This is a genomic window from Streptomyces sp. NPDC051822, from assembly GCF_044452745.1.
Classification (GTDB): domain Bacteria; phylum Actinomycetota; class Actinomycetes; order Streptomycetales; family Streptomycetaceae; genus Streptomyces.
Map to the genome: position 1 here is coordinate 109,435 of NZ_JBITBZ010000014.1, position 25,167 is coordinate 134,601.

A 25,167-nucleotide genomic window follows, 5' to 3' on the forward strand; every position below is an offset into this window, starting at 1 on the left:
CGGTTCAGACCGGGCGCGGCCGGCTCAGAACGACCAGTCCACGGTCGGCAGCGTGACGGCGGCGTGCCCCTGACCGAGGCGTACGTGCCAGTCGTCCCCCGGGGACCCGTACGCGTCCCCCGCCGCGGCCGCGAACGCCCGCGCCGCCTCGGCCTCGGCCCGCGCCAGGGCGGCGGGATCGCCCCCGTCCCGTACGCGGTGCAGATCGGCCAGAGCACGCGCCAGCACCGTCCGGGGGTCCGAGAGCCCGGGATCGGACCGCTCCGACTCTTCGGCGATCCGTTCCAGCGCCGGACCGTAGTGGACCAGGTTGGCGTCCACGGCGCGTCGCATGTCGGCGTCCCGCCGGGCGGGCCGCGCGTCGTCCCGGAGCGCGATGTGAGGTCCCTCGGGGTCACCCGCGAGCACCAGGGGCGCGGAGCCGGAGGCGCCGGCGCCCCGCACCGTGACCCGCAGCAGGGTGTGCTCCACACCGTCCCGGGTGAAGCGGACGTACGCCTCCGGGTCGACGTCCAGCCGTACCGCGGCGGCGGGGGCCAGACGGGCCCGTGCCTCCTCGACGACGTCCGCGGTCGCGTAGAACGCGCGGACACCGTCGTGGTCCGGCACCGCCAGCCGGTGGTCGGCGGACACCCGGAGGGCGGGCCGCTCCACCGCCTCGACCGGGCGGACTGGCCGGAACGCCGGGAAGGACGCGGCGTCCCTGGACGGGCCGTTCAGAGCGAACGCGATCGGGTCCTCCCCGTCCGCGAACGCCACCACGCGCGTCTCGCCGACGCGGCGGGTGTGCGACGTCGTCCCCGCCGTCTCGTAGTCGGTGAGCCGGTAGGCGGGGGCGGGCGGTGAGGCCGGGGGAGCCGGCAGGGCGGCCGGGTCGGCGGGCGGGGTGACGGTCACGGCGGGAACGGGCCCGGGGGGTGTGGCCGGCGGAGCCAGGCGGGCCGGATCCGAGGGGGCCGGGACGGCGCCCGGGGTGCTCTCGGCGTCAGCGCCGCTGGGCGGGGTGACGGTGATCGTCGGGACGGGTCCCCGGGGCGTCGCCGACGGAGCCAGACTACCGGGCGCCGGCGCCGCCGGAGCGGTGCCGGGCGGTGCCGGGGCGTCGATGGGCGGGGTGACGATGATGACGGGCGGCCCGACCACCTTCGGCCGGATCTCCCGCTCCTGCCCGGTCTTCACTTCGGGGATCGGCCCGGCCTGATCGTCGCCCCGAGCCTGCTCCTTCGGCGGAGCCTGGTCCTTTGCCGCGTCCTGCTCCTGCTTCCGGTCCTCCTCCACGCTCCGCCTCCGGTCCGCGGTCCGGCCCTCGGAGGCGCCCTGGCCCGCTCCTTCCATCTGCGCCACCGGCCCCGGCTTCTGCCCGAACAGATCCGCGTGCTTCCGCAGCATTCCGTCCACCGCGTCGTCGTGCAGCAGTCCGATCAGGCCGCCGTCGACCACGACCTCGACCGTGGTCCTCCGGCTGCCGGTGAGGATCCAGGTGACGTCGGCCTCGTAGTAGTGCTGGGTCCCCTTCTTCTTGTCGCGCTCGTCGACCGTCTCGCCGCGGGTGGTGCTGAAGCTGTGCCCGCGCTCGCCTCCGACGCCCAGGGGCACGCCCAGGTTCGTCGTGACGTGGGAGACACCCGGGCCCTCCGGCGTACCGGTGTCCGTGCTGTGCACCCGGCCGTCGGGAGTGAGCGAGCCGGACCAGCCGAGGGTGGTCCTCTCCCGTTCCCGCTCCGTCTCCCGCTCCCGCACCCCCGTCTCGACGTTCGAGTCGAACTCCCCGGAGGCGAGGTGCCGGGTCCGGTGGACGACCATGCGCACGGTGATCTCCTCGCCGCCCGCGACCGGCACCGTATAGCCGCCGTCGAGCAGCCGCCTGACGTTGGCGCGCAGGTTCTGTTCGGTCGTCAGCACGTCGGTCCGCAGACCCTCCAGGGTCGCCGGGGCAAGGTCCCTGCGAGCGGGTGCGCCGGTGTCACCCTCCGCGACCCGGTGCGGCAGGGACGCGGCGGCGGGCAGCCACCGGAGAACCCGGTCAAGACCGGGCAGGGAGAGGGCCTGCAGCGCGGGGGCCAGGTCCCCGTTGAGGTCCTCGACCTGCCGGGGCACGGCCGTGGGGCCGTTCGGGCGGACGTGGCCGGACACCTGCACGGCTTCGGCGGGGAGGCCCGGACCCGGCCGCGTCAGGTGATCGGGCACCAGCAGCCGGGCCTCGCCGCCGAGGAGCGTGCCGGTTGCCGTCGGCGCGTGCCCCGAGGGGAACAGCTTCTCCCACTGGCCGCCCCACTGCGCGGCGAACCACCGCCCGGCACGGCCGTCCGTGGCCCGGTCGACCCACTGCGCCGGGGCGTTGAGGGCGGCCCCCGCCATCCGTACCGTCTGGTGCGGCTCGGAGGAGTCGAAGACGTCCACGGTGTACGTGACCGGGTGGCGGAACTCCTGAGCGGTACCCGTGACTTCCAGACTGTGCTGGTCACGCTCCGAGACGGTGTCGGTCACCGTACGGCCGACGGACGTGTCCGCCCCGCCGCCGGCCTTGATCCCGCCGCGCGCCAGCCCCGTCGCGTCCGTCCCCTTGACGGTGACGGTGACCTGCCCGCCCGCCTTGTCCGACGCTCCGGACGCGGACGCCGTCGACCGTGTGGCGGTGTCGGCCACGGCCAACGTGACCTGGTCCCGGGGCCCCACGTAGACCGGGTCCCCGACCGTGGCCGTGACCCGGACGCCGATCAGCCGCGTGCCGCCTCCGAGCTGCCGGAGCTTGACGAGCTGACGCACCGACGTCGTGTTGAGCGCGGTGAAGCCGGCGCGCAGCGACTCCGGGGAGAACACCGAGGCCAGACCGCGCGAGAAGTCCGTGGGAATACCGTCGTCCAGGCCGTCCGGGAGCCCCTTCAGTGTCCTGAGCAGCCTCTTGACCTCGGGCAGTACGGCGTCCGCGTCGAGCTTCTCGACGTGCGAGACGGCCTTGGCCAGATCGGCGTTGACGTACGAGCGGGTCTGGGGGGTCTCGGCGGTCCGCGGCGGTCCGGGGACGGTCATGTCCAGGGCACGGGCCCGGTGGTCGGGCACCGTCAGCTCCACGCCGCCGTCCACCTTCACGAGCAGCGTCCGCGCGGAATGGGACGACGGGCCGGTCGAGAGGCGCCCGTCGGGCTTCCAGGTGTGGTGGCTGATCTCGTAGTAGGCGTCGGCGCGGTAGCGGTGGGTCGTGCCCTTGTACGTCAGCGTCGAGGTCGCGGTGCTCGCCGTGGAGACGGTCCGTACGTCCGTGCGCGTCCGGGTGGCGTCCACCGACCCGCTCGCGACGACCGTCGCGCCGTCGAGTGAGGCGTAGCCGCCGAGACCGAGCCCGACGCCTACGTTGTACGAACCGGTGTCGGCCGTGGCGGACTTGGTGCCGGTCTCCGCGCCGTACGCCAGGCTGGTGCCCGTACCGGTCCCTTCGTGCACCGGTGTTCCGAGCCTCAGCCGGACCACGAGCGCCTGCGCGCGGCCGTCGGCGTCCGGCGGCAGGGGGAACACCGCGCCGTCGGGGCCGGTCAGCCGCTCGAACCGGGACTGGAGGAAGTTCGGGGTGAGCGCGTCCTCGATCTCCGGCGTCAGGCCCCGGCGCAGGGTGCCCACCGTGTCTCCGGAGTGCCGTCCGAACTCGTCGTCCCGGGCCTTCGGCGGGGTTCCGCCACCGTGCTCGGCGACGAGTTCGCTCGCGGACGCGGTGAGCCGGCGGGTGCCGAGGAACTCGGGATGAACGCCGCCGAGACCGCCCCGCGGGAGGGTGAACTCCGGGACGGCGGAGTCGTCGATCCAGCCCGGGGCGTCGGCCTGCGGGAACACCGTCACGGTGCCCGTGGAGGCACGATGGGTGGTCGTGGTGTCCGACAGGTGCTCGTCGGCGACACGCACCACGGCGGCCACGTCGTCTCCCTCGACGCGCAGCGACGAGCCGGAGACCAGGTCGCCCCTGCCGTCGTGGACCGTGGCGGTCAGATGGTGGACGGCCGCGTAGGTGAACGCGGTGTGCTCCCCGGTGGTCTCCTGCTCGCGGGACGCCTTGACGGTGGCGGTCACGGAGTCCTTGACGTTCGACAGCGTGGCGCCGCCGCCCATCTTGACTCCGGGCACCTCGATCCGGGACTTCTCCCCGGTGCCGATCCGCAGCGTCCCGCCGCCGGTGACCGAGAAGGACACCTGGTCGCCGACGCCGACGGCCTGGTTGGCGGTGTGCGTCGCCGAACGGGTCAACGACAGGCCGCTTTCCCCGACCGTGCCCCGCAGGTCGCGCAGTTCGGTGCGCAGGTGCAGGCGGATCTCCTGGCCGCCCGCCTTCAGGACGACCGGGACGCCGGAGCCGAGGAGCTTGGCGAAGCGGGCCCGCATGCCGGGCGTGCCGAAGGCAGCCGTGAGTTCCCGGTGGAACTGCGCGTACTCGTCCTCGCTCAGCCTCCGCTTCAGGCCGGTCCGCTCCAGATGGGTGTCGAGCCAGCCCCGTGCGGCCTCCAGCACCTTCTGCGCGCCGGGGAGTTCACCGACCACGCCGGGTCCGAGTCCGGTGCGCGAGGCGAGGGCCGGCGGCTCCACGGGATCGATTCCGAAGTCCCGCTGGCGGAAGGGCCCGAGCAGGGCGCCGCTCTCGGTCACCTCCATCAGGTACGCGACCGGCCGGCGAGGGTCGTCGCCCTGACGGATGCGCAGGTGGGGGCTCCCTTCGATGCGGTGGGCCAGTTCGTCGGCGTGTGCGTACCGCGTGTCGATCCGTACCTCCACCGGGCCGCGGAGCGCGGCGAAGTCCTCCAGCTCGGCGGCGACGTCGGCGTACACCCGCGTCGGCCGTGCCGCGGCTCCGCCGTCGGCGGCGAGGTTGCGCACGGCCTGTTCGACCGGGTGGCGCAGGATGCCCCGGACATCGAGCGTTCCGTCGGCGTCCCGGTGGACGACCAGCCGTACGTCGTCCGGGCGGGAGGCTCCGACGAGGTGCGGCGGGGCCTCCGAGCCGTCGTGCACCGAGAACCCGAGCCAGGGCCGGGCGGCGCTCAGCGCGGTGAGCTGCGCGACGCCGCCCTCTCCTCGCTCCAGCGGGCCGAACAGCTCGGTGAAGGTGGAGGTGCCGAGGCGCTGGGCCGCGGTGACCTGCCCTGCCGCGTCCACGTGGTAGCGGAAGGCGGGCCCGTCGAGGGCCGTGTCCACGAGCGCGTAGGCCTGCCGCTCGGGGACGACCGACACGCCTGGACGGTCGCGCAGGCTCGTCCACGGGGCTCCGGCGGGGAGGGTGCCGTCCGGGGTGGCGATCTCGATCGGATGCCTCCGGGCGATCTTCAGCAGTCCCGCCGCATCCGGCAGCCCGCCGCTCGGGAACGGCCGGGCCGCACCGACGTCCTTGTTCGCCGCGGGCTCCTGGCGGGCCAACCGCAGCAGCTCGCGCACGGCCGTGCCCACGGTCCGGACGCGTGCGGAGGGCCGGGGCGCGGTGTCGCCCCGGCGCGGCGGCTCCGGCGTGAACCGCTCCCGGTCCGGACCGAGCAGCCGCGCTTCGAAGTCGGCGGCTCGCGAGGCGGGGACGCCCACGGCCATCTCCAGCGTCGAGTCGAACGACAGGGGCGGCCGCTTCGACGACGACACGAACTCCACGTGGAACCGCGCCACCGCGCGGTACTCGGCCTGGGCCTCCTCGGCGTGCTTGAGCTTCGCCTTGCTCTTGTCCGCACCGCCCACGTCGAAGTTGTGCGAACGCGCCGCGTTGACGGCCAGTTCCACGCTGGGAACGAGCACGTACCTGCTGACGGTCGACGGCGCTGCCGCGCCCGCGGTGAGGCCCGTCTTGTCGCCGAACTTGCTGCTCGACTTCACGCCGAACGCGTCGGAGAAGTCCTCCCGCACCCGCAGGGGGCCGCCGGTCTCGCCCATGTGCTGGAGTCCGGTCAGTTCGGCGCCCACCAGGAAGTGCCCCGCGAGCGACTTCCGCGTGAAACCGCCCGCCGTGAACACCCTGGAGGACAGACTCCCGGTGCTCCACCACTGGTTGCCGTCCTTGAACGCCTTCTCGTTGAAGAACTCCCGGGTGACCTCGGAGACGAACGCCGCGGTGACGTCCGGGGCGAACCCGGCCCTGTGCAGGGTCGAGGCGAGATCGGCGAGGAGCTGTCCCGGCGCGACCGCGTTGACCGTGGAGAGCACCGACTTGAGCGCGCCGGAATCCGTGACCTTCCAGGTGGCGCCGTCGCCCGAGGGCGCCACCCCCTGGGGGAAGGCGATCCGGAGCCGCGTCGAGGTGCCGAGCTCCACGGTGCGTTCGCGCCCCGGGTCCTTGTCGAGGACGCGCACCTGGACGCGCACGTCGCCGTCGAACTCGTGCGTCTCCTTGACCACGGTCCGGCCGGCGCCCTGAGTGTCCGTCGTGGAGGTACGGGCCGTGGCGTACGTGGTGCCTGCCTGCACCTTGACGGAAGGGGCCACCCCGGTCAGGTCCCCCACGCCCGCCAGCTTCAGCACGGCGTCCACCCCGGCGGCGACCGAGGCGTTGCCGCCGGAGGTCACCGCGCGGTTGGTGACGGCCTGGTTGCGCGAGGCGTACGGGGCCGACTCGTCCCGCGCCTGCGTCGCGTGGTGCGCGAGGCCGGCCGGCCAGGCGGTCACCACCACGACCCTGCCGTTGGCGCGGAAGACCAGCCCGTCGCGCAGGAACGCGTCCCAGGTGCGGGTGTCGCCGCTGGAGAGCACCGTGGCCAGACGCCCCACGACCTTGACGGCCGTCCGGGCGTCCACACCGGCGTGCTCCAGCTCGGTCCTGGCGACCTTCCGGTCCTCGGCCACGCGTTCCGAGCCGAGCACGGACGTGACCCGCCCGTCACCGAGCGCCTTGTGGGCGACGTACCACGGCACCTGCGGGGGCGGGGGAGCGGAGGCGTCCGACGCGGGTGGTACGGGTGGGGTGACGGGCTGCTGCGACGAGGTGCCCTCGCCGTTGTCGCCGGTCCCGAAGGGGACGGCTTCGGAGAGGTCCCCGGATCCCTCGCGCTCGGCGGTGAGGTAGCCCTGAGGTGCCGATGTCGTCAACGGCAGCGCGTCGGCGGGAAGTTCACCGTCGGGCGGCATGTGCGCGCCGAGCACCGTGGCCTCGACCCCGGCGCCCTCGCCCACCGGGAGGGACAGTTCGACCCAGTGGTCGGGGACGAGCCGGGGCGTGCCGTCGGCACCCCAGACGACCTTCTGGGCCACGGCCGTGTGGCCGGGGCCGGTGGTGTCGGTGCCGAACGGACCCGTCACCGACGGCACGAACCACAGCGTGGACCGGGGTGCGTACGCGGTGAGCGACAGACCGGGCCGCAGCTCCCGGAGCGCGCGCAGCGTGTCGGCGGCGTACGACCGCTCCAGGCCCCCGCCCAGACCGCAGGCGGCGAACTGCAGGGGCTTGGCGGTGTCCCACACTCCCGTGTCGGCGAGCCGGGACAGCACGGTGGCCAGCTCCCGGGCGGTGACCCGCTGCCCGCGCCAGGTGGGCGCGCCGTCGGTCCCGGTGATGTGACCGGCCAGCGAGAAGAACCGCTCGTCACGGGGGAACCGCCCGACGGCGTCGCGAAGCCGCTCCGCCTCGCCCGGGGCGGTGTCGGGGTCGATGAAGTGGTGGGTGCCGTTGTCCTGGTGGGAGCGGGTGATGGCCAGGACGAGCTCGTCGACCCGGTCGGCGGAGTCACGCAGCGTGGTGGGAGCGGAAGCGGGTGCGGGGGCCGGGGTTTCGCCGCTCCCGAAGGAGACGAACTGGTCCTCGCCCTCGCCCGGGAGCCCGAAGCCGAAGCCGTAGTCGTCGTCGTCCTCGGAATGGACCGATGAGGCAGGCGGTGTCTCCGGCCGTGCGTTGGCCGTGTCGCCCAGCTTGCCGGCCGCGGCGCGGAGGCGCGCCGCTCCGATCCGTTCGAAGTGCCCCTTCACGGTGTCGTCGTCGGCGAACATCGCGGCCAGATTGCGGTACTGCGTCTCGTAGGCGAACCTTTCCGGTCCCTCGGTCCTGTCGACGAGCGCGAATCTGCGATAACGCGGGAAGTCCTTGTCCGTCCCGGCGACGGGCACCTCGGCCTCAGCCAGCTCGGGGCCGGTTCCCGACGTGGGGTCTCCGGTGCTGAGAGGTCCGGCCGCGGGGGCCTCGAAGTACTTGTCGAACGTGGCCTTTCCGGAATGCCAGGCGTTCTCTCCCCGGCGGTCGCGGTAACGGCTGTAGCTCGTGTACGAGGAGAGGTCCGCCTGGTAGTACTGGTGAAACTCGTGGAAGAGCCTGCGGATGGTCTTCAGCCGCTCGCTGTCGAGGTCCACGAGACGACGCCGTGTGCCCTCCGTCGTCTCCATGGGCGTATCCGTGAGCCGGAGGGCGGCCTCGGCGATCCACTGGAAGGTGTTGTCGGCGCTCTCCTTCCCCCGGAAGTAGAAGCCCATCGGGTCGGAGTCGACGAGCAGGAGTGAGGCCCGGAAGGCGAAGCTGACCTGATCCCGGGTCATGTCGCCCCACAGGTTCCGGTAGCGCCTCATGAGATCGACGGCGCCGCGGTGCTCCGGCTCGTTGTCGTGCGCGTCCTTTCCGGCGCCGTACATCGCCTTCGAGTTCAGCTTCTCGATGTCGTGGAAGAGGATGGCCTTGACGACGGCGTCCACCGGAATCAGGCGGGTGCCCTCGTCGCCGGTGGCGTCGACGAGTCTGATGTACTGGCCGGCCACCATCTGCGCGTGCTCGTAGAAGGTGTACTCCTCACTCGCCGCGCAGATCATGCCGTAGCGGTCGTCGAGTCCGGGGAACGTCTCGCCGAGGAGGTCGAGCATCCGGAACACCGGCGCTCCGTCCTCCCTGAGTCGGGTCAGTCGCTCACCGGTCTCGATCTGCAGGGCGATCTCGGCGGCCCGTGACTCGCGCAGGGCGGCGAAGTCCTGCCGCGCGGGCTCCCGGGGGACGTGGAAGTCGGCGGAGACCTCCTTGTCCTGGCGGGCGAGTTCATGAGCGAGCGCCGCGTGGGTGGCCCAGGTGGCCACCGTCCCGTGCATGAGGCGGTCGACGGACCTGTTGTACCGGTCCGGCCAGTCGGTGCTCGGGGTGTCGGTGTCGTCGAGGAACCGCAGGTGATCCTTGAGGAACTTCCAGAGCTCCTTCTCCCTGGCGGCGTACGGGATCGGGTCCTCCAGGAGGGGTTCCTGGACGCGGTCGACGGGCTCCTGGAGGTACTGCTTCCACGTGACGTGGTGCTGGCGCAGCTTCCGGGATATCCAGCCGAGAGTGGTCTCGTTGTTCTGGTGCGAGGCCCCCGAGATCCACGGGTTGTACTCGGTGTTCAGGTCGGGGGCCTCGGAGTCCGGCATGCCGATCCGGTCCCGGAGCTCGTTCACATGGAGGTGTTCACCGTGCTTCGGGAACGTGTGGCCGGGGTCGTCGGCGTCCTCGCTCAGATGGTCCTTCGTGGCGGCGAAGTAGGTGATGAGGGAGTTCGGACGGATGCTCTCGCGGAGCAGCGTCAGGTCGTCTCCGCGGATTCCGAACTGGTTGCGGTCGCCCGAGTGGTCGACGTTGAGCGACGGTTTCTCACTGGCGACATCCGGAGTGTCGAGGTGCCGGGCGCCCTCGGAGATGCGGTGGTAGACGTCCTGGGGAACGAGGTAGGAACGGATGAGCGGCTTCTTGGCGTCGCCGTGCTCCGCCTGGTACTTCATGAGCCAGGCGACGGAGCGTGCGGGAGTTCCGATGCTCGTCCACATGGTGGCGTCGCCCGAGCCGGTGCAGAGCAGCACCTGCCCCGTCCGCGGGTCCTGCTGGACGTCCTTGCGGTTGTCGGCCGAGGTGGCCCGGCCGGGAACACCGGGAGTGATGGTGAGGGGGACCTCCTCGACCACGGCGGTGTAGAAGCGCACGTACGGCGTTCCGTCGACCACCTCGACCTCCGCCTCGCCGCGGTGGACGTACTCCTTCGTCGCGTACCCGTAGCGCTTGTTCTTCCAGGTGAGACCGTCACCGGTGGGACGGCTCGGCCCCGGGTAGCTCATGCCGGGGACACCGATGACCGGGCCGCCGGGGGCGGTCCGTCGGGACGGGCCCCGTTCGGAGCCCTCGGGAGCCCGCGGATCCACCTCGCGCAGCTTCACCAGGGACCGGCCGCCGGTCGCACGCGTCACCGACGTCACCTCGTAGTGCGAGCCGGGGGTGAACACGACCCGGTTCTCGCCGAGCGCCTGGGGCACGGACCAGGTGACCGAGGGGTGGACCTCGACGATCGCGTTGTCGGCCGCGCCGGCCTCGTGTCCTTGCCGGGTCGACCAGACGGGGGTGGCGGACACCAGCTCGTCCAGGGAGTACGTCGTCCGGTCGTCCGCCGGCTCGCGGAGCCGCGTCAGCAGTTCGGGCGAGATCGAGGCGCCCGTCTGTACCGGGTGCCGGTAGGGCCTGATCGTCCGGTGGATCTCGGCGATCGACTTCGCCACAGCGCCGTCGGGGTCACCTGCCAGGCCGCGCAGGGACTCGTCACCCCTGGCATGGCCGATGGCCAGGGACAGCTGCGTGAGGTCGATTCCCGCGTCGGGCAGCTGCCGGAGCAACGCCCGGGCCTCCTCGGTGTAGGGGGTCAGCGTCCGTACGCCGCCGGAGACGGTGCTCTCGCGCCGGGACTCCGCCGTCGAAGGACCGGTCGGCGTGAGGCTGTCGAGAAGCGAGAGGCCCTGCGGCCGACGGTCGAACGTGATGTGGTCGATCAGCGTCCGATCCGACTCCGGTGCCATCCTTTCGAGGCTGTCGGACAGCGCGGCGACGAGGGCAGTGACGCGCGCGTCGGCAGCCTGCTTCGCCTGCCCGGGGAAGCGGTTGTTGCCCCCCGCGGTGACGGTGACCTCGAGCTTCGGCTCGCCGTCCCGCCGCCGGCGCTCCAGCTCGGGCCGCAGGTCACGCGCGAACGCGTCGAGCTCCGCTCGCTGGTCCTCGCTGAGGCTCTTTCCCTTCTCCGGGAACCGTACGGTCACCTGCCGCGGTGTGGAGGGTTCCCCACCGGGCCCGAACACCACGGTCAGTGACGCCTCGTCCTCGTCGCCGAACCGCACCGCTCCGGGGTGGTCGGGCAGGTCGGTGCCGGCGTCACGGACCGCGTCGGCGGGAGCTCCGTCCCGGTCGGTGACCGTCTTGTCCGGGGTGTGGTCGGACGTGCCGGTGTCGGTGTAGCGGTGCCAGCGCGCCGGGGGGTCGCCGAGCACGGTGATCCTGCCGTCGGCGGTGATCCCGACGTGACGGGCCGTGAAGAGAGGGGAGCCCGGCACGGACCAGACCGGGGCGTCGGCCGCCAGCGCGGTGAGGGGGTCGCGATTCGTGCCCCCCTGGGAGCGGTGCGCCCACAGGCCGCTCATGACCGTTCGGACGGTGGTTTCGTGGAGGGGTGTGGCCAGGTCGCAGCCGGTGAACTGGATCTCGGTGACGCCGTCCAGCCTGCCGCTGTCGTGGGCGTCGGTCAGTGCCTTGAGGACGAGGTCGGCGGGGGGCGGCCCGTCCGCGCCGATGTGCATGCCGACGACGAAGACCCCCGGGCGGGGCGGCAGGTCGTCGAGGGACTTGTTCCGGGCCGGTGTCATGGCGCCCACAGCCACTCCGGCGGGGATGGGGCGTGCCGTGCCCGCGACCAGCACCTCGGTGATCCGGGCCACGGACCCGCGCCAGAACTCCGGGGTGTACGCGTCCGCGGGCAGCAGGTCGGGTGAGTGGCCCTGGTCGAGCAGGAAGCGGTGGGCCACGATTCGCACGTCCGCGGTGAGCGCGGTCTCCGGAGGCTCCACGGCGTCGAGCCGCTGGAGCTTCGTGACGGCCTCGGCGAGGGCGGTCAGCCGCTGTCGGCCCGGGGCGGGGGTGTCTCCGGCCTGTGCCACCGCGGCGTAGTAGCCGTCGAAGATCGCGTCGATGTCGGGCCGTGCGGGGGGCGCTTCCGGGTCGTCGTCCGCCAGCCACGGCCGGGTTCCCTCCGGCTCGGGGCGCGGCTCGACTCCGTATGCGACGCGGCGCCGCAGTTCGAGGTAGGAGTCGGCGTGTAGGACGCGCCAGTCCCGGTTGCCGTTCGGTCGCAGGTCCAGGACCTCACGGAACAGGGCGGTGACCCGTCCGTCGGGGTCGGGAGCGGTGCCGTCGCCCAGGAGCGAGGACCAGGAGTTCTCGGGCAGGACGTCCGAGAGCCGCAGCCTGCGCGGGCCGGGACCCTGGACGTGGGGTGCTGAACCCGGCGCTCGTTCGCCGGGCTCCAGACCGAGCGCCACCTCGTCGGGGAACCTTCCGCCCGGCATGACCTTGCGGAGGTGCTTCTCCTCCAGGGGAGCCAGCGCGTGGTACCTGCTCCAGTTGTCGGCGTAGTCGAGGGGGTTCTCGGTGAAACCGAGCCGGGTGTCCTTCAGCAGCACCTTCCGCCCGAACTCCTCCGCCGCCCGCATGACTTCGTGGAACGAGTGGTGGCGGACCGGCAGCATGTCGGCCAGCAGGGCCAGGCGCAGCAGCGGGTAGTCGACCGGGACACCCCATCGCCCGCTCAGGGAGTGGACCGCCGCGAGCGTGAAGTACGCCGTATTGGACGTACCGGCGTTCAGGAGGCCACCGGTGCTCTGCGCTTCCACCTGGCCCATGCTCTGCATCTTGATCGAGCGGTGGTTCTCCCCGGGGGTCCAGGTCAGCCGGCCGTCCTTGTCCACGGCGTGGCGGAGCTCGCGGGGGCTGAGCGGGGGCACCACGTCATCCGGCCGGAGGTCGGTCGGCGCGAGCCGGTTGACGTCGGGTGTCCGCTGGTGCGTGTGCTCCTGACTGAGGACCATCGGCGTGGTCTTGGCGAAGCCGAGCTGGGGCAGGACCGCATGCACGGCCGCCCCGAGCAGATGCATCTGCTCGCGGATGTTGCCGTGCTCGACGACCTCCCGCAGGGTGGCGAGGTCGTCGCCCACGGACCCGCTGCCTGTCGCCGCGGCGCTGCCGAGCAGGGATCGGAGCCGTTCCGTCTCCTTCGCCTTCTCCTCGGCACCGGAGAACTTCCTGTCCTTCGCGACCGTGGCCTCGATGCCGTCCCAGACGGCCCGTACCAGCTTCTTCACCTCGCCGTGGACCGTGGGGAGCTGGGCGAGGAGATGGCCGAGCGGTCGTTCCGCCGCCAGGGAGGCGTCCGTGTACGCGATGCGCGTGGCCAGCCGCACCAGGGGGTCGTCGACTCCTTCGTGCGGGGTGGCGTGCGATGCCCGACCGAGCCGGGTGAGGGCCGACAGCGGGCGCCCCGGCAGATCGGTGCCCGAGGTGAGGGGGCGCCATCCGTCGGCGGCGTCGTTCGGGACGGAGACCGCGGTGATGGTGCTCCGGGCCAGGTCGTCCTTGTCGACGAGCAGGCGGCCGTCGGCCGTGCGGACGGCTGTCGCGGCGGGCACGGTCACGCGCAGGAGCGTCCCCTCGCCCGTGTCCGGCGGGGTCGTGGTCAGCGTGGCGTGGGGCCGGTCGCCGGTACGCAGGAACGCGTCGGAGCGCCGGAGGATGAGGTCCGGGGTGACGGGGAGCCGCAGATAGGCCTCGGTCTCGGTGTCCGTACGCGTGCCGAGGGCGTCCAGTTCCGACCGCCGGTCGAGCGGGGCGTCCGGCTCGTCCGTGACCGTGCCGAGCACCTGAACCACCTCCGCGTGGAGGTCGGCGGCGACATCGCGCGTGAGGTGGGTGTCCTCGTTCGCCGGTACGTCTGTGCGCACCGGTACGTCCGTGCCGAGTGGCGGCGTGTTCGCCCCGCCGTCACCGGCGGCCGTCGTCTCCGGGCCGGCCGAGGGGGTCGGCTGGGAGATCGCACGGGTGGCCTCGGCCATGCCCAGGACGAGGTCGTCGGTGATCCGGGACGGGCGCGCACTGAGCCAGTAGTCCGCCGTGTGCTGATCGGCGGTCAGCCGCGTCGGGCGGTATCCCTGGTCGAGCAGGAGGCGCTGGGCCAGAATCCGGACGTTCGTCGTGATCTTTCCGTCCGCCGTCGCGGGGTGCGGTTCGTCGAGCTTCTGCAGCTTCGTGATGACCTCGCCGACGGCCTTGAGACGTGCCTGATCCGTGAGCGGGGGTTTGACCCTGGTCACCGTCTTCGCGTACGCCGCCAGCACGGTGCTGATCGTGTCGCGCAGGGAGCCCGCGTACTCCGGGGGCAGCTCGCGCCCCTCGACTTCCGCGCGCAGCGTCAGATAGGCGTCGGCGTCGAGTGGCGGCCGGTCGCTCGACGCCGACGACAGGAGGTCGCCGAGCAGCCTCGTGCCCCGCTCGTGGACCCCGGCGTCCGGGGAGGCCGCACGGGCCCGCGCGGAATCCACCTCGACGATCTGTGCCACAGGGGCGGGGGACAGGTCGGGACGTCGGCCGTGCGGGGTCCGGGTGCGGACGAAGGACGCCATGCCCAGAGCCAGTTCGGCCGCCAGCTGGTGAGGCTCGTTGGCCCCCCAGAAGTCCGGGGTGATGTTCCTCTCCGCCAACAGCGCCGGAGAGTAGCCCTGTTCCAGCAGGAATCGCTGGGCCAGGATCCGTATGTCGGTCGTGGTTCCCGCGTCGGGCTCCGCGTCGGGGTGCTCGAGGGTCCGGAGGCTCCTGATCAGCTCGGCGACCGTTTCGAGTCGCTTCGCATCGGTCGAGGCCCGGGATACCTCGGCGTAGTAGTGGTCCAGGGCCTCGGAGATGTCCCTCCGTAGGTCGTCCGTCTCGTTCCCCGGTTCGAGCAGCCTGGAATCGCCCACCCGGACACGCAGGGCCAGATAGCCGTCGGCGTCGAGGCGCGGCCGCTCGTCGGGGTCGCCGCGCCAGTCGAGCTGCTCCGCGAGCACCTCCCCCAGGTCGTCCGTGAGATCGACTCCGGGCAGCAGAGCTCCCCACTCGTCTCTGTCCAGCACCGCGGACAGAGGGACCGCCACCCGCTCGCCGGTGCCGAACCGCTCCGTGCCCGGGCGGTTGAGATCGATGTCGCCGAGGAAGACGTCGGGAGATCCCTCGGTGCGCCGCGGGGTGTGGTCGGGGGCACCGCCGTCGCTGTACTCGTGCCAGCCGACGGCCACCGGAGCGACCCTGAGACTGTCGCCCTCGCCGACGACCTCGGCGGTGATGAGACGCCCGGGACGCGGGTGGGCGTCGGAGCCGGTCGAAGCGCCGGCGGAGGTGTCCGGACGTGCGCCGGGCACGAACCAGACCGGTGCGCCGGAGGCCACGGCCTTGAGGTGGCCGGGAGGTGTCGCGCCGTTGGCGCGGTGCTTCCACAGACCGCTCATCACGGTCCTGACCGTGGCCTCGTCGACGGACCCGGCGAGGTTGCACGCGGTGAAACGGATCTCGGTGACGCCGTCCAGCCCGCCGCTGTCGTGGGCGTCGACGAGTGTCCTGAGAACGGCGTCCGTGTCGGGCGGGCTCGCGGGGTCGGTGTGCCAGCCCACGACGAAACGTCCGGGCTGCCGCGGCACGGAGCTGAGGGCTCTGCTCTGGCCGGGGCTGAGGGGGCCGACGGCGATGCCGGCGGGGATGGTGCGTACGGGCTGTGACCGGGCGAACTCGCCCATGCCGGCGATCAGGTCGGCCGCCACCTGGTCCGCGGGCCGCTGCCAGAACCCCGCCGTGCCGCTCTCCTCTCCCAGCAGGGCCGGGGTGTACCCCTGGGCGACCAGCAGGTGCTGCACCAGGACGAGGGTGTCGGCCGGCACCACGGAGTCCGGCGGCGGAGGGACCGTCGCGCCCGGCTCATGCCGCGCCTGGTACGTCTGGAGTTCCCCGATGACATCCGCGACGGCCGCCAGACGGGTGCGGTCCGTGCCGGCCGCCGCCATGGCGGAGTAGTACTGATCGAAGATGCCGTCGAGTTCCGCGTGCGGGTCGGCCCCGCCGGGGTGCGCCGGCTCCTCGGGGTCCACCGCGGTGGTGTCCTCCGGCTGCGGGATCAGCCGCTCCATGATCGAGGTGACTTCGTCGCGTACGCCGGTCTGGGCGTCCGGCTCGACGTCCCCGATGAGACGGCTCCGCAGCTCCTGATAGGAATCGGCGTGGACACGCCGCCAGTCACGGGTCTCGCCCGGCGTCCCGCCCAGGAGTTCCCTGAGCAGCGGCTCCAGCCGGTTCCTGTCGCCGGGAAGACGGTCCAGCAGAACGGACCACTCGTCCCCGCGAGGCGCCCGCGCGTCGCGGGGGGCGACGGTGATCGGGACATGGGCCGGGTCCGGCGAGACCACCGGTGTCGTCTCACCGGGCTCGAGACCCAGCGCGACCTCGTCCGGGAACCTTCCGCCGGGCATGGCGGCGCGCAGCTCGCTCTCGGTCAGCGGCGGAAGAGACCGGAACCTGCCCCAGTCGTCGCCGTACTCCAGGGTGCCGGGGGTGTGGCCGGGTTCCCTCGCCAGCACGTCCCGCTCGAACGCGTCGGCGGCCCGCATGATCTCGTGAAAGGTGTGGTGGCCGACGGGCAGCATGTCGACCAGCAGCGCGAGGCGCACCAGCTGGTAGTCGACCGGGATCTTCCACTGCTTGCTCATCGCGTGGACGAGGGCGAGCGTGAAGTACGTCGTGTTGGACGTACCCGCGCTCATCAGCCCGCCGGTGCTGTCCGCGGTCACCTGACTCTCGGCGATCATCTTGATCCCGGTGCGCCGCTCACCGGGCTCCCACAGCAGCTGGTCGTCCCGCAGCGCGTGCCTGCGCTCGCGATCGCTCAGAGGCGGATTCACCTCGTCCGGACGCAGACCGGTCCGCAGCCCGCGTTCGATCTCGGCGATGCGCTCGTCACGCGCCGGGGACTTCGGCAGGGCCTCGAGGTCTTCGATGAGCGCGGCGGCCCGCTGCTGGTTCGCCCAGTCGCCGCTGAGGATCGGCGGCTTGGGCTTCGTGAACTTCAGGAGGGGCTTGGTGACGTTGCCGTACACCGCGTTGCTGTGCACGACATTACCGAGCAGGTGCATCTGCTCACGCACGTTCCCGTCGGTGACGACGGCCTTGAGCGTGCCGGGATCGTTGCCCACGGAGCCGCTCGCCGACGCCTCCGGGGACCCCAGCAGCGCGATGCGGTCGACCTCTTCACCGGTACGGGTCCTGGCGACGGGCTCCTTCTCGATCCTGTTCCAGATCTGCCGGACCAGCTGCCGCACCTCCCGCTGGACGTCCTCCCGCGCGGCGAGCGCCGTGCCCAGCCGCAGTTCGGCCTCCCGGGACGCCTCGGCGTACATGACGCGCCGGGCGGCCCGCACCATCGGATGGTCGCCGTCCATACCGGGATGGGCGTGCAACACCTGTCCGACGGGCGTCAGGACGGACAGCGGCAGCGGCCGTGTGTCCGGTGCGGCGCCGGGCTCGCGCAAGCTCCGCTGGAACTTCTGGATCGTGGTCAGTTCGCTGTCGGGACCGATGACGGTCACCGCGGCCAGGTCGTCCTTGCCGAGCAGCAGCCGCCCGTCACCCGAGTCGACGGCGCGCCCCGCGGGGATCCGTACCGTCAGCCAGTGGGTCGCGTCCTGAGGGAGGTCCTTGGTGAGCGTCGTGTACGGCTTGCCGTCGGTGCGCAAAGTGCTGTCGGAGCGGCCCACCAGCCGGACCGGGGCGTCGTTCAGCACCAGATGGGCGGTGGTGTCCTCGGGCGTACGCGCGCCGAGGGCGTTCAGAGCCGCCCGCCAGTCCTCCGGACCGGCCGCGTCGTCGTCCCGGCCGCGCGCCGGTTGTCCGTCCCCCGTCTCGCGGGCTTGCGCGAGGGCGGGTCCGCCGACGGGCGTGGACGTGTGGTCACCGGCCGGCCGGGCGCCGTCCCCGGCGGGCCGCCCCGTGGCCGCGCTCGGGCCGCCGGCCGGGCTCCCGCTGTCCGTGGAGGTGGACGTGGACGTGGACGTGGGCGTGGGCGTGGGCGTGGAGGGCCACCGGTGCGACGACACGACGGCCCTGGCCACGTCGATCGCGAAGGTCTGAAGCCTCGTGGCCTTCATGGCGGGCATCTTGGGCTTCTTCCAGGTGGCCTCCGTGTGGTACTTCGCCGGCAGCTTCACCGGGGTGACACCGAGGTCCAGGAGCATGCGCGGGACCACGAATTCGGCGTCGGCGGTGAGCGCGCCGCTCGGGGACGCCGAGACACCCGTGACCTGATGGAGCGTCAGAACCGTGTCGGCGACGACCTTGAGCTGCCCCACGAGCCCGGTCACCCCGGCCAGGTCCTGCCGGTGCTTGGCGAAGACACCGTCGAGCGCGCCCCGCACGTCCTCCGCGAGCGCATTCTGTTCTCCACCCTCGATCCCGGCGCGCAGAGCGAGATACGCGTCGGTGTCCAGCGTGCGCCAGACGCCTTCCTTGGTGTGTGCCCCGTTCAGGAGGTCACGGAGCAGAGCCGTCCTGGCCTCGTCGGGTTCCCGCAGCAGGTCCCGCAGAGCGTTCTCGGGCGGCAGCGGTGCCGGAGAAGGAGTGGCCGAGGCCGTACCCGGAAGGGGCGAGGGGCGGGTCGCGGCCTGGGCGAGGCCGGACATGCCGAGGGCCAGCTCGGCCGAGAGGACGAGGGGCGTGGAGTCCCGCCAGAAGGCGGTGGTGCGGGCCTCGGGTGACAACCGCACCGGGGGGAAGCCCTGGTCGAGGAGGACACGCTGGACCAGGATCTCGACGTCCTGCCCGAGCGAGCGGTCCGACGCGTCGACGTGGAGCGCCCTGACCAGGTTGGCGACGGCCTCCAGGCCGCCCCAGCCGTCGCCGACGGAGGCGGCGGCCTCGGCCTCCTCCGCATAGGCGGTGAAGGCTTCCGCCACGTCGTCGGCGGACGGGCGGGTGTGGTCCGGCGCCAGGGTCAGGGTCAGCAGCCTCCGGTACGCGTCCGCGTCGAGCGTCCTCCACGCGCCGTCGGCGTCCCGCGCACCGTCCGCGACCTCCGCGAGCAGGTCGACCCCGGAAGGATCGGTCAGCAGGAGTCCCCAGTGTTCCCGGGTGAGGTGCCGGGACAGAGGCCCCGGAGCCGCCCCTCCGGGACCGAACTTCACGACCCCCCCGTCGACCGGGCCGAGCCGGTCGGGCAGGTCGGGCAGGTCGTCGGAGCGGGGGGCGGTGACATCGGGGGTGTGGTCGGGGGCGCCCGTGTCGGCGTACTCGTGCCAGGCGGCGTCGTCGCGCCGGACGGAGAGCCTGCCGTCGGAGGTGACGGAGACGTCCGCGGCGGTGACGAGACGCCCGCCGGGGACGTACCAGACGGGGGCGTCGGCGGCGAGGGCCTTGACGGGGCCGGGCGGCGGCACATCGTTGGCGCGGTGCTTCCACAGGCCGCTCATGACCGTCTTGACGGTGGCTTCGTGGACGGGGGAGGCGAGGTTGCAGGCGGTGAACTGGATCCGGGTGATGCCGTCGAGCCGGCCGTCGTCGTGGGCGTCGGTGAGGGCCTTGAGGACGGTCGCGGGGTCGTGGGGGGTGTCGGGGTCGGTGTGCATGCCGACGACGAAGACACCGGGCTGCTTGGGGATCGCCTGGAGGGCATTGTTCTGGGCGGGGCTGAGGGCGCCGACGGCGATGCCCGAGGGGATGTCCCGTACCGGGCTGGGGTGTGTGATCCAGGTGCCGGGGCCGTTGTTGTCGTGGAGTACGGGGCCGGAGCCGGTGACGTCCTCGATGGCTTCGAGGTATCGGTGGGGCAGGGTGCCGTCGGGCAAGACTGTGGTGGCCATGACGCCGGACGCGTCGGCCTGCTCAGGTGTGTGGCGGAACAGTGTCTCGGCGTCGTGGTAGCGGTCGGGAAGACCCGCGTAGTGGAGCAGTTCGTGCAGGAGCGTGGCGTCGTCGCGGCTCTCGGCGTCCGGATCGGCGTCGTCGGCGTGCAGCCGGAAATGGAGCTGATCGGATCTGTCGCCGCGTCCGGCGTCGCGGCTCACCCTGATCCGGTCGTCGCCTCCCTCGCCGCCCCGAGGGAGGGGCTCGGGGGTGAGGCGTACCTCGATGTGGAGCTGGTCCCGGGTGCGGGGAAGCTGGAAGCCCAGGTTCACATGAGCGTCGAGGAGGCCCTGGAGCCGGTCCTGGAGGGCGGCGGTGTCGGCGGCGGTGTACGAGTCGTCGACGGCCACGGGAAGGGTGAGCTGGACCAGGCGGACCGTTCCGCCCGGGGTGCCTGCCGCGTCGGGAACGTGGAAGCGCTGGACGTCGGCGCTGATCAGAGTGCGCCGGCCCGCGAGCGTACCGTCCTCGTTCCGTCGGTCCGCCGTGCCGGGGAAAGGGCCGGTGACGTCAGGGTCCGCCGCCGGGTCGAAGCGCTCGGTACGGACCCGGGCGGGCGGCGGGACGTCGTCGCGGCCCGGGGTCCACGTCCACGCCGACCACCGGTCCGCAGTGACCGGCCGGTCCGCCGGGGACACGTGCTCGGGCCGGAGCTGCCCCGGCCGCGAGTTCGGGGAGTCCTCGGGGACACCGGGGCTGCCGCCCTGGCGTTCGCGCTTGGGGTCCCGGTCGTCGCCGCCGGGGCGGGACCGCTTGGAGCCCCTGGTCGGGTTCGGGTCCGACGCGGACGTTCCGCCGTCCAGGTCCATGGCCGACGACCCGCCGTCCAGGTCCATGGCGCCGAGGTCGTCCGCGATGCCCCCGGTCCGGCGGGCCAGGATCAGCCGGCGCCGGTACTCCTCGGCGATCTCGTGGGGGAACAGGCCGTTGCGCGCGACGTCGCGGCGCAGCTGCGATTCGGGCAGGGGGACGAGGGAACGGTAGTGGTCCCAGTCCGGAGCGGGCTCGCGGACCGGGATGCGCAGGGCCTGGATGTCCCTCCGCAGGGGGTACTGGTCACCGTGGTTCTCGGTGAAGGCGGCCGAGCCCGCCAGTACCTCGGGCAGGGAGTGGTGGCCCTGGCCGACGAACGTGGCGATGATCGCGAGCCGCAGCGCCCTGTGGTCGACCTGGATGCCCCACCGGTCCGCCATCACCTGGGCGTACCGGTGGAAGTAGTAGGCCGAGCCCGAGGTGCCCGACCTGACCAGCCGGCCTGCCTGCTCGGCACCGCGCTGGAACGGCTGGTCCATCGAGATCGTGAAACTGCTTCCGCCGGGGATCCAGCGCATCTTCCCCTTGCTGTCGACGGCCATGTTCCGTTCGGTGGTGCTCAGTTCGGGCTTGACCTGCTCCGCCCTGAAGGGTCGCAGGACCGAGTCCAGCGCCTGCCACCTCGCGTTGGCCTTGGCGTACTCCGGCGAGTTCCGCTGTCCCGCGTGGTCCAGCTTTCCGAGCTGCTTTCTCAGGTCGGACAGTTGCGAGAGGTCGGGATTGGGGACCCGCTGCCCGCGCTCCGCCTGGATGGACGGCGGGTAGCCGGGAGGGACGCCCAGCCTGTCCGTGAGAGCCTTCGACGAGAGGGAGTTGAAGAACAGCGTCATGCGCTCCCGAATGTTGCCGCTCTCCCCGACCCGCTCCCATTCCCGTCGATCCAGGCCCACGGCGCCGGGCGTGCCGACACTGTTGTTGCCCAGCCGGGAGTAGAACGGCGTGTCACGGAGCTTCTCCAGCACCGTCCGCGCCAGGAGCTGTGCGACGTCCTGTACGGGGGGCAGCCTGAGCAGGTACTCGGCGAGGCGCCTTTCGTACGCCTCCGACTCCTCCCTGTAGCGGATCAGGACCAGGTCCTCGATGCGGGCGTCCGGGGCGGAGGCGAGCGCGTCGCCGGCCGTCGGCTCGTGGTTCGGCGCGTCGCCGGAACCGGAACCCGCGTGGGAGCTGGAGCCTTCGCCGTTGTCCACGCGCGGCGGAGAGGACGCACCGAACTTGACGGCGTCGGGGTGCTCCGCGTCGACCGCGGGCGTACGGAAGCGGAAGCGGACCATCTCGTCGGGGAGTTCGGCGGTGTCGGGGGTCGTGCGGGCGGGGGCGTGGTCCGGTGCGCCGCCGTCGCCGTACTCGTGCCAGGACCCCTCGTCGACGACGGCGATCTTCCCGTCCGGGGTGAGTCCGATGTGCTGGGCGGTGAGCAGGTGAACGGCCGTCGTGTCCCCGCTCGTGGTGGGGACGTACCAGACGGGGGCGTCGGCGGCGCGGGCCGTGAGCGGGTCGGGAGCGGTCCTGCCGTCGGAGGCGGAGTCCCCCTCGGAGACGTCCTTGTTCGCGGCGCGGTGCTTCCACAGGCCGCTCATGACCGTCTTGACGGTGGCTTCGTGGACGGGGGAGGCGAGGTTGCAGGCGGTGAACTGGATCCGGGTGATGCCGTCGAGCCGGCCGTCGTCGTGGGCGTCGGTGAGGGCCTTGAGGACGGTCGCGGGGTCGTGGGGGGTGTCGGGGTCGGTGTGCATGCCGACGACGAAGACACCGGGCTGCTTGGGGATCGCCTGGAGGGCATTGTTCTGGGCGGGGCTGAGGGCGCCGACGGCGATGCCCGAGGGGATGTCCCGTACCGGACCGCCGGACGGAGTGAGGCTGTGGCCGTCGCCGTCGACCGGGGCTTCCGGGCCGTCGTCGCCCAAGTCCGTCGGGATCTTGGGGTCGTCGTTGTCGCCGGCGGGGGCCTTGGGGCTTTCGTCGTCGGGGTCCGTCCGGTGCGCGGGGGCGTCGCCGGAGGGTGTGTCGGTGTCGTCGACGTCGACGAGGAGGTAGCCGAGTCCTTCGGCGGCGGCCCGGTCCGCTTCGGCCTGGAGCGGGTGGGGCTTGACGCCGGACGCCGTGCCGGCGGGCGCCTCCGCCGACTGCTCGGTGGCCTTCGGTACGGGGGCGGCGAACTGGTCGCCCCCGCTCTGGGTCACGGTGCGCGACGTGAGCCGGTCCTCCTCCGTCCGGTTCGGGCCCCGGTTCTCCGTGTCGTCGCCCAGCAGGGAGGAGAGGTCCGACGAGGTGGTCGGACGGGCGGCGCCGGGCCCGTCGTCCTTCGTGTCGGAGTCCTTGTCCCCGCCGCCGTCCGTGGACGTGTCGCCGTCGGATTCGACCTGGAACAGCGGGTCCTTGGCGATGTCGTCGGCGAACGACGGCCCCAGGTCCACGTCGAGCGGCGTGAAGGCGCTGCCGCCGTCGCTCTGGACCGTGACGTCCGGGCCACCGGGCGTGTCGGAGAAGAAGGGTGTGCCGGTGAAGGGGTTGGAGAAGACCCACTTCACCATGTCCTTCATGTCGCGCGTGAAGCTCGGGTCCGTCGTGTCCGATGTGGGGCGGGGCACCGGCCACGGTGCCGGGTTGCCCGTCATGTTGGCCACGAACGAGGCGATGTTGATGGGGTGCAGCAGCCCGAAGTACTTGCTGTCGTTCGGGTTCTCAGCGTACTGGTGGCTGAGGACCCAGTTCTGGTACTTGACCATGACCGGCTCGAACATCCGGTTCAGGCCGTGGCTCAGCGCGCCCATGGCCACGCCGGAGGCGAACGGACCCGCCGTGATCTTGAACGTGCCGTCTCCGAAGATGAGGTTGTAGAAGCCCTCGCTCAGCATCTCGTGCGTGCCCTCGCTGAGGAGGGACGCGACGGCCCCGCCCAGCTGGTACATCGGGCTGCCCTGCAGGGGGTTCTCCTGCTTGAAGATGCGCGCGAGGGCGTTGCTGTGTTCGGAGCGGGCGAAGAGGTCCGGCATCGCGTCGGCGAGGTTCCTGAGCGGCGCCAGGTTGCCCAGGTCGCCCATCGCCTTGGTCAGGAGCTCGGGGAGGTCGGCATGGTCCGCGCCGAGGCGGACCCACTGGTGGGCCAGGACGTCGCCGAACTCCTTGCCCGCTTCCCTCGCCGCCTGCTTCGCCGCGGCCTCCGCCACCTCGTCCGCGCCCTCGTGCTTGAGGTGCTTGGCGAAGATGTCGCCCATCTTGTCGGCGAAGGCCTCCGCGATGGTCCCCTCGCCGAACCGCATGAAACCGGTCTCCAACTGGCGGTTGACACCGCCGAGGAGTTCGCCGACGTCCTTCGCGAACGCCGAGCGCGCCTCCTTGGTGGCCAGCAGTTCGTCCAGCGGGTTCGCGCCGTGGCCCGCGGCCCCACCCGTCCCCGGGGCATCGGAGGACTTGGCGGGCGCGCCCGTCGTCGGTGCGTCCCCGGCGGCGGACTTGCCCGCCCCCGGCGCCGTCGCACCGGCGCCCGACTCCGTCCTGCCCGGTGCGGGAGCGTCCTTGGTGCCCGGGGCGGGCGTGTCCTTCGCACCCGGGGCCGGGGCGTCCTTGGCACCCGTGACCGGCGCGTTCGGCTTGTCCTTGGCCGTGGCGCCGCCCGGGGTGTCCGGCTTGGTCGTGACCGGAGCAGGGGCGGCGGTGTCCGGCTTCGGGCGGGCGGCGGGCGCGGGCACGCTGCCTTCGGTGGGCGTCTTCGGAGGGACCGGGGGAGGCGTCGCGTCGTTCTTCGCCTTGTTGACCGGAGTCGGCGGCAGTTCCTTGTCGGTCTTCGACGCGACGTCGTTCAGCTTCGACTTGGGGCCGGCCGAGCCCTGCGGGACGTCGGGCTTCTTGTTCTTCGGGACGTCTCCGAGCTTGTTGTCGGCCTTGTTCAGCACGTCGTCGATCCGCTTGCTGATGATCGAGCCCGGGGTCCTGCCGCCCAGGAGCCTGCCGAGCATCTTGCCGCCGTAGTGGAAGACGACCTCCAGCGGGCCGCCGACCAGACCGGTCAGGGCGCCCTGCTTGATGGAGTCGATGAGCGACTCCGTGTTCCAGCTCGTGGTGTGGCCCGCGTTGAGCTGGTAGAGCTGGATCACCGTGTCCTGGAAGATGCCGCCGGTGATGCCGATGAACGTCTGGCTGATGATGGTCTGGAGCAGCCACCGGAAGAGATGGTGGAGGCCCTCCCTGGTCGCGGCGAACATCGCCGACACCGGGCCCCACACCGCGCCGAAGGTGAAGGCCGAGAAGAGCGTGGCGAACAGGATCTCGGCCAGCAGCTGCACGAGCTGGAGGATCGCCATGATCTTCGTGTACTCGACCTGGTTGGCGACCTTCAGCGCCACCTCGGACAGCTGGCGCGACAGCTCCGCCGTCTGCGTCAGCTGGTTCGCGCCGGCGGTCGCGCCCGTGAGGTCGTTCATGGCCACGAGGAAGGAGTCGGCCGCCTCGCCGTCGAAGTCGTTCTTGACGATCGGGATGAGCTCCGTGACGTACCCGGACAGGGTCTCCAGGTCCGTCGCGATGGCACCGTAGTGCTCCGACACCCGCCGCATGAGGTCCTCGTCGGCCTCGGGCCATTCCATGCCCGACACGAAGGCGAGGAAGTCGGCGATCCCTTCCGGCGGGTTGATGGCCATGGCGTGAGGGTCCTCTGATCGTGCGGACGGCTGTGCCCGGTGGAACGG

1 protein-coding gene is annotated in these 25,167 nt (G+C 72.3%); it reads right to left on the reverse strand.

Annotated elements, in window-relative coordinates:
* Positions 1-24: 24 nt before the first annotated feature.
* The gene (locus ACIA8N_RS32690; RefSeq protein WP_365781160.1) at positions 25-25,119 is read right to left on the reverse strand and encodes a hypothetical protein; all 25,095 of its coding nucleotides are present in this window, start codon (positions 25,117-25,119) and stop codon (positions 25-27) included.
* Positions 25,120-25,167 lie beyond the last annotated feature (48 nt).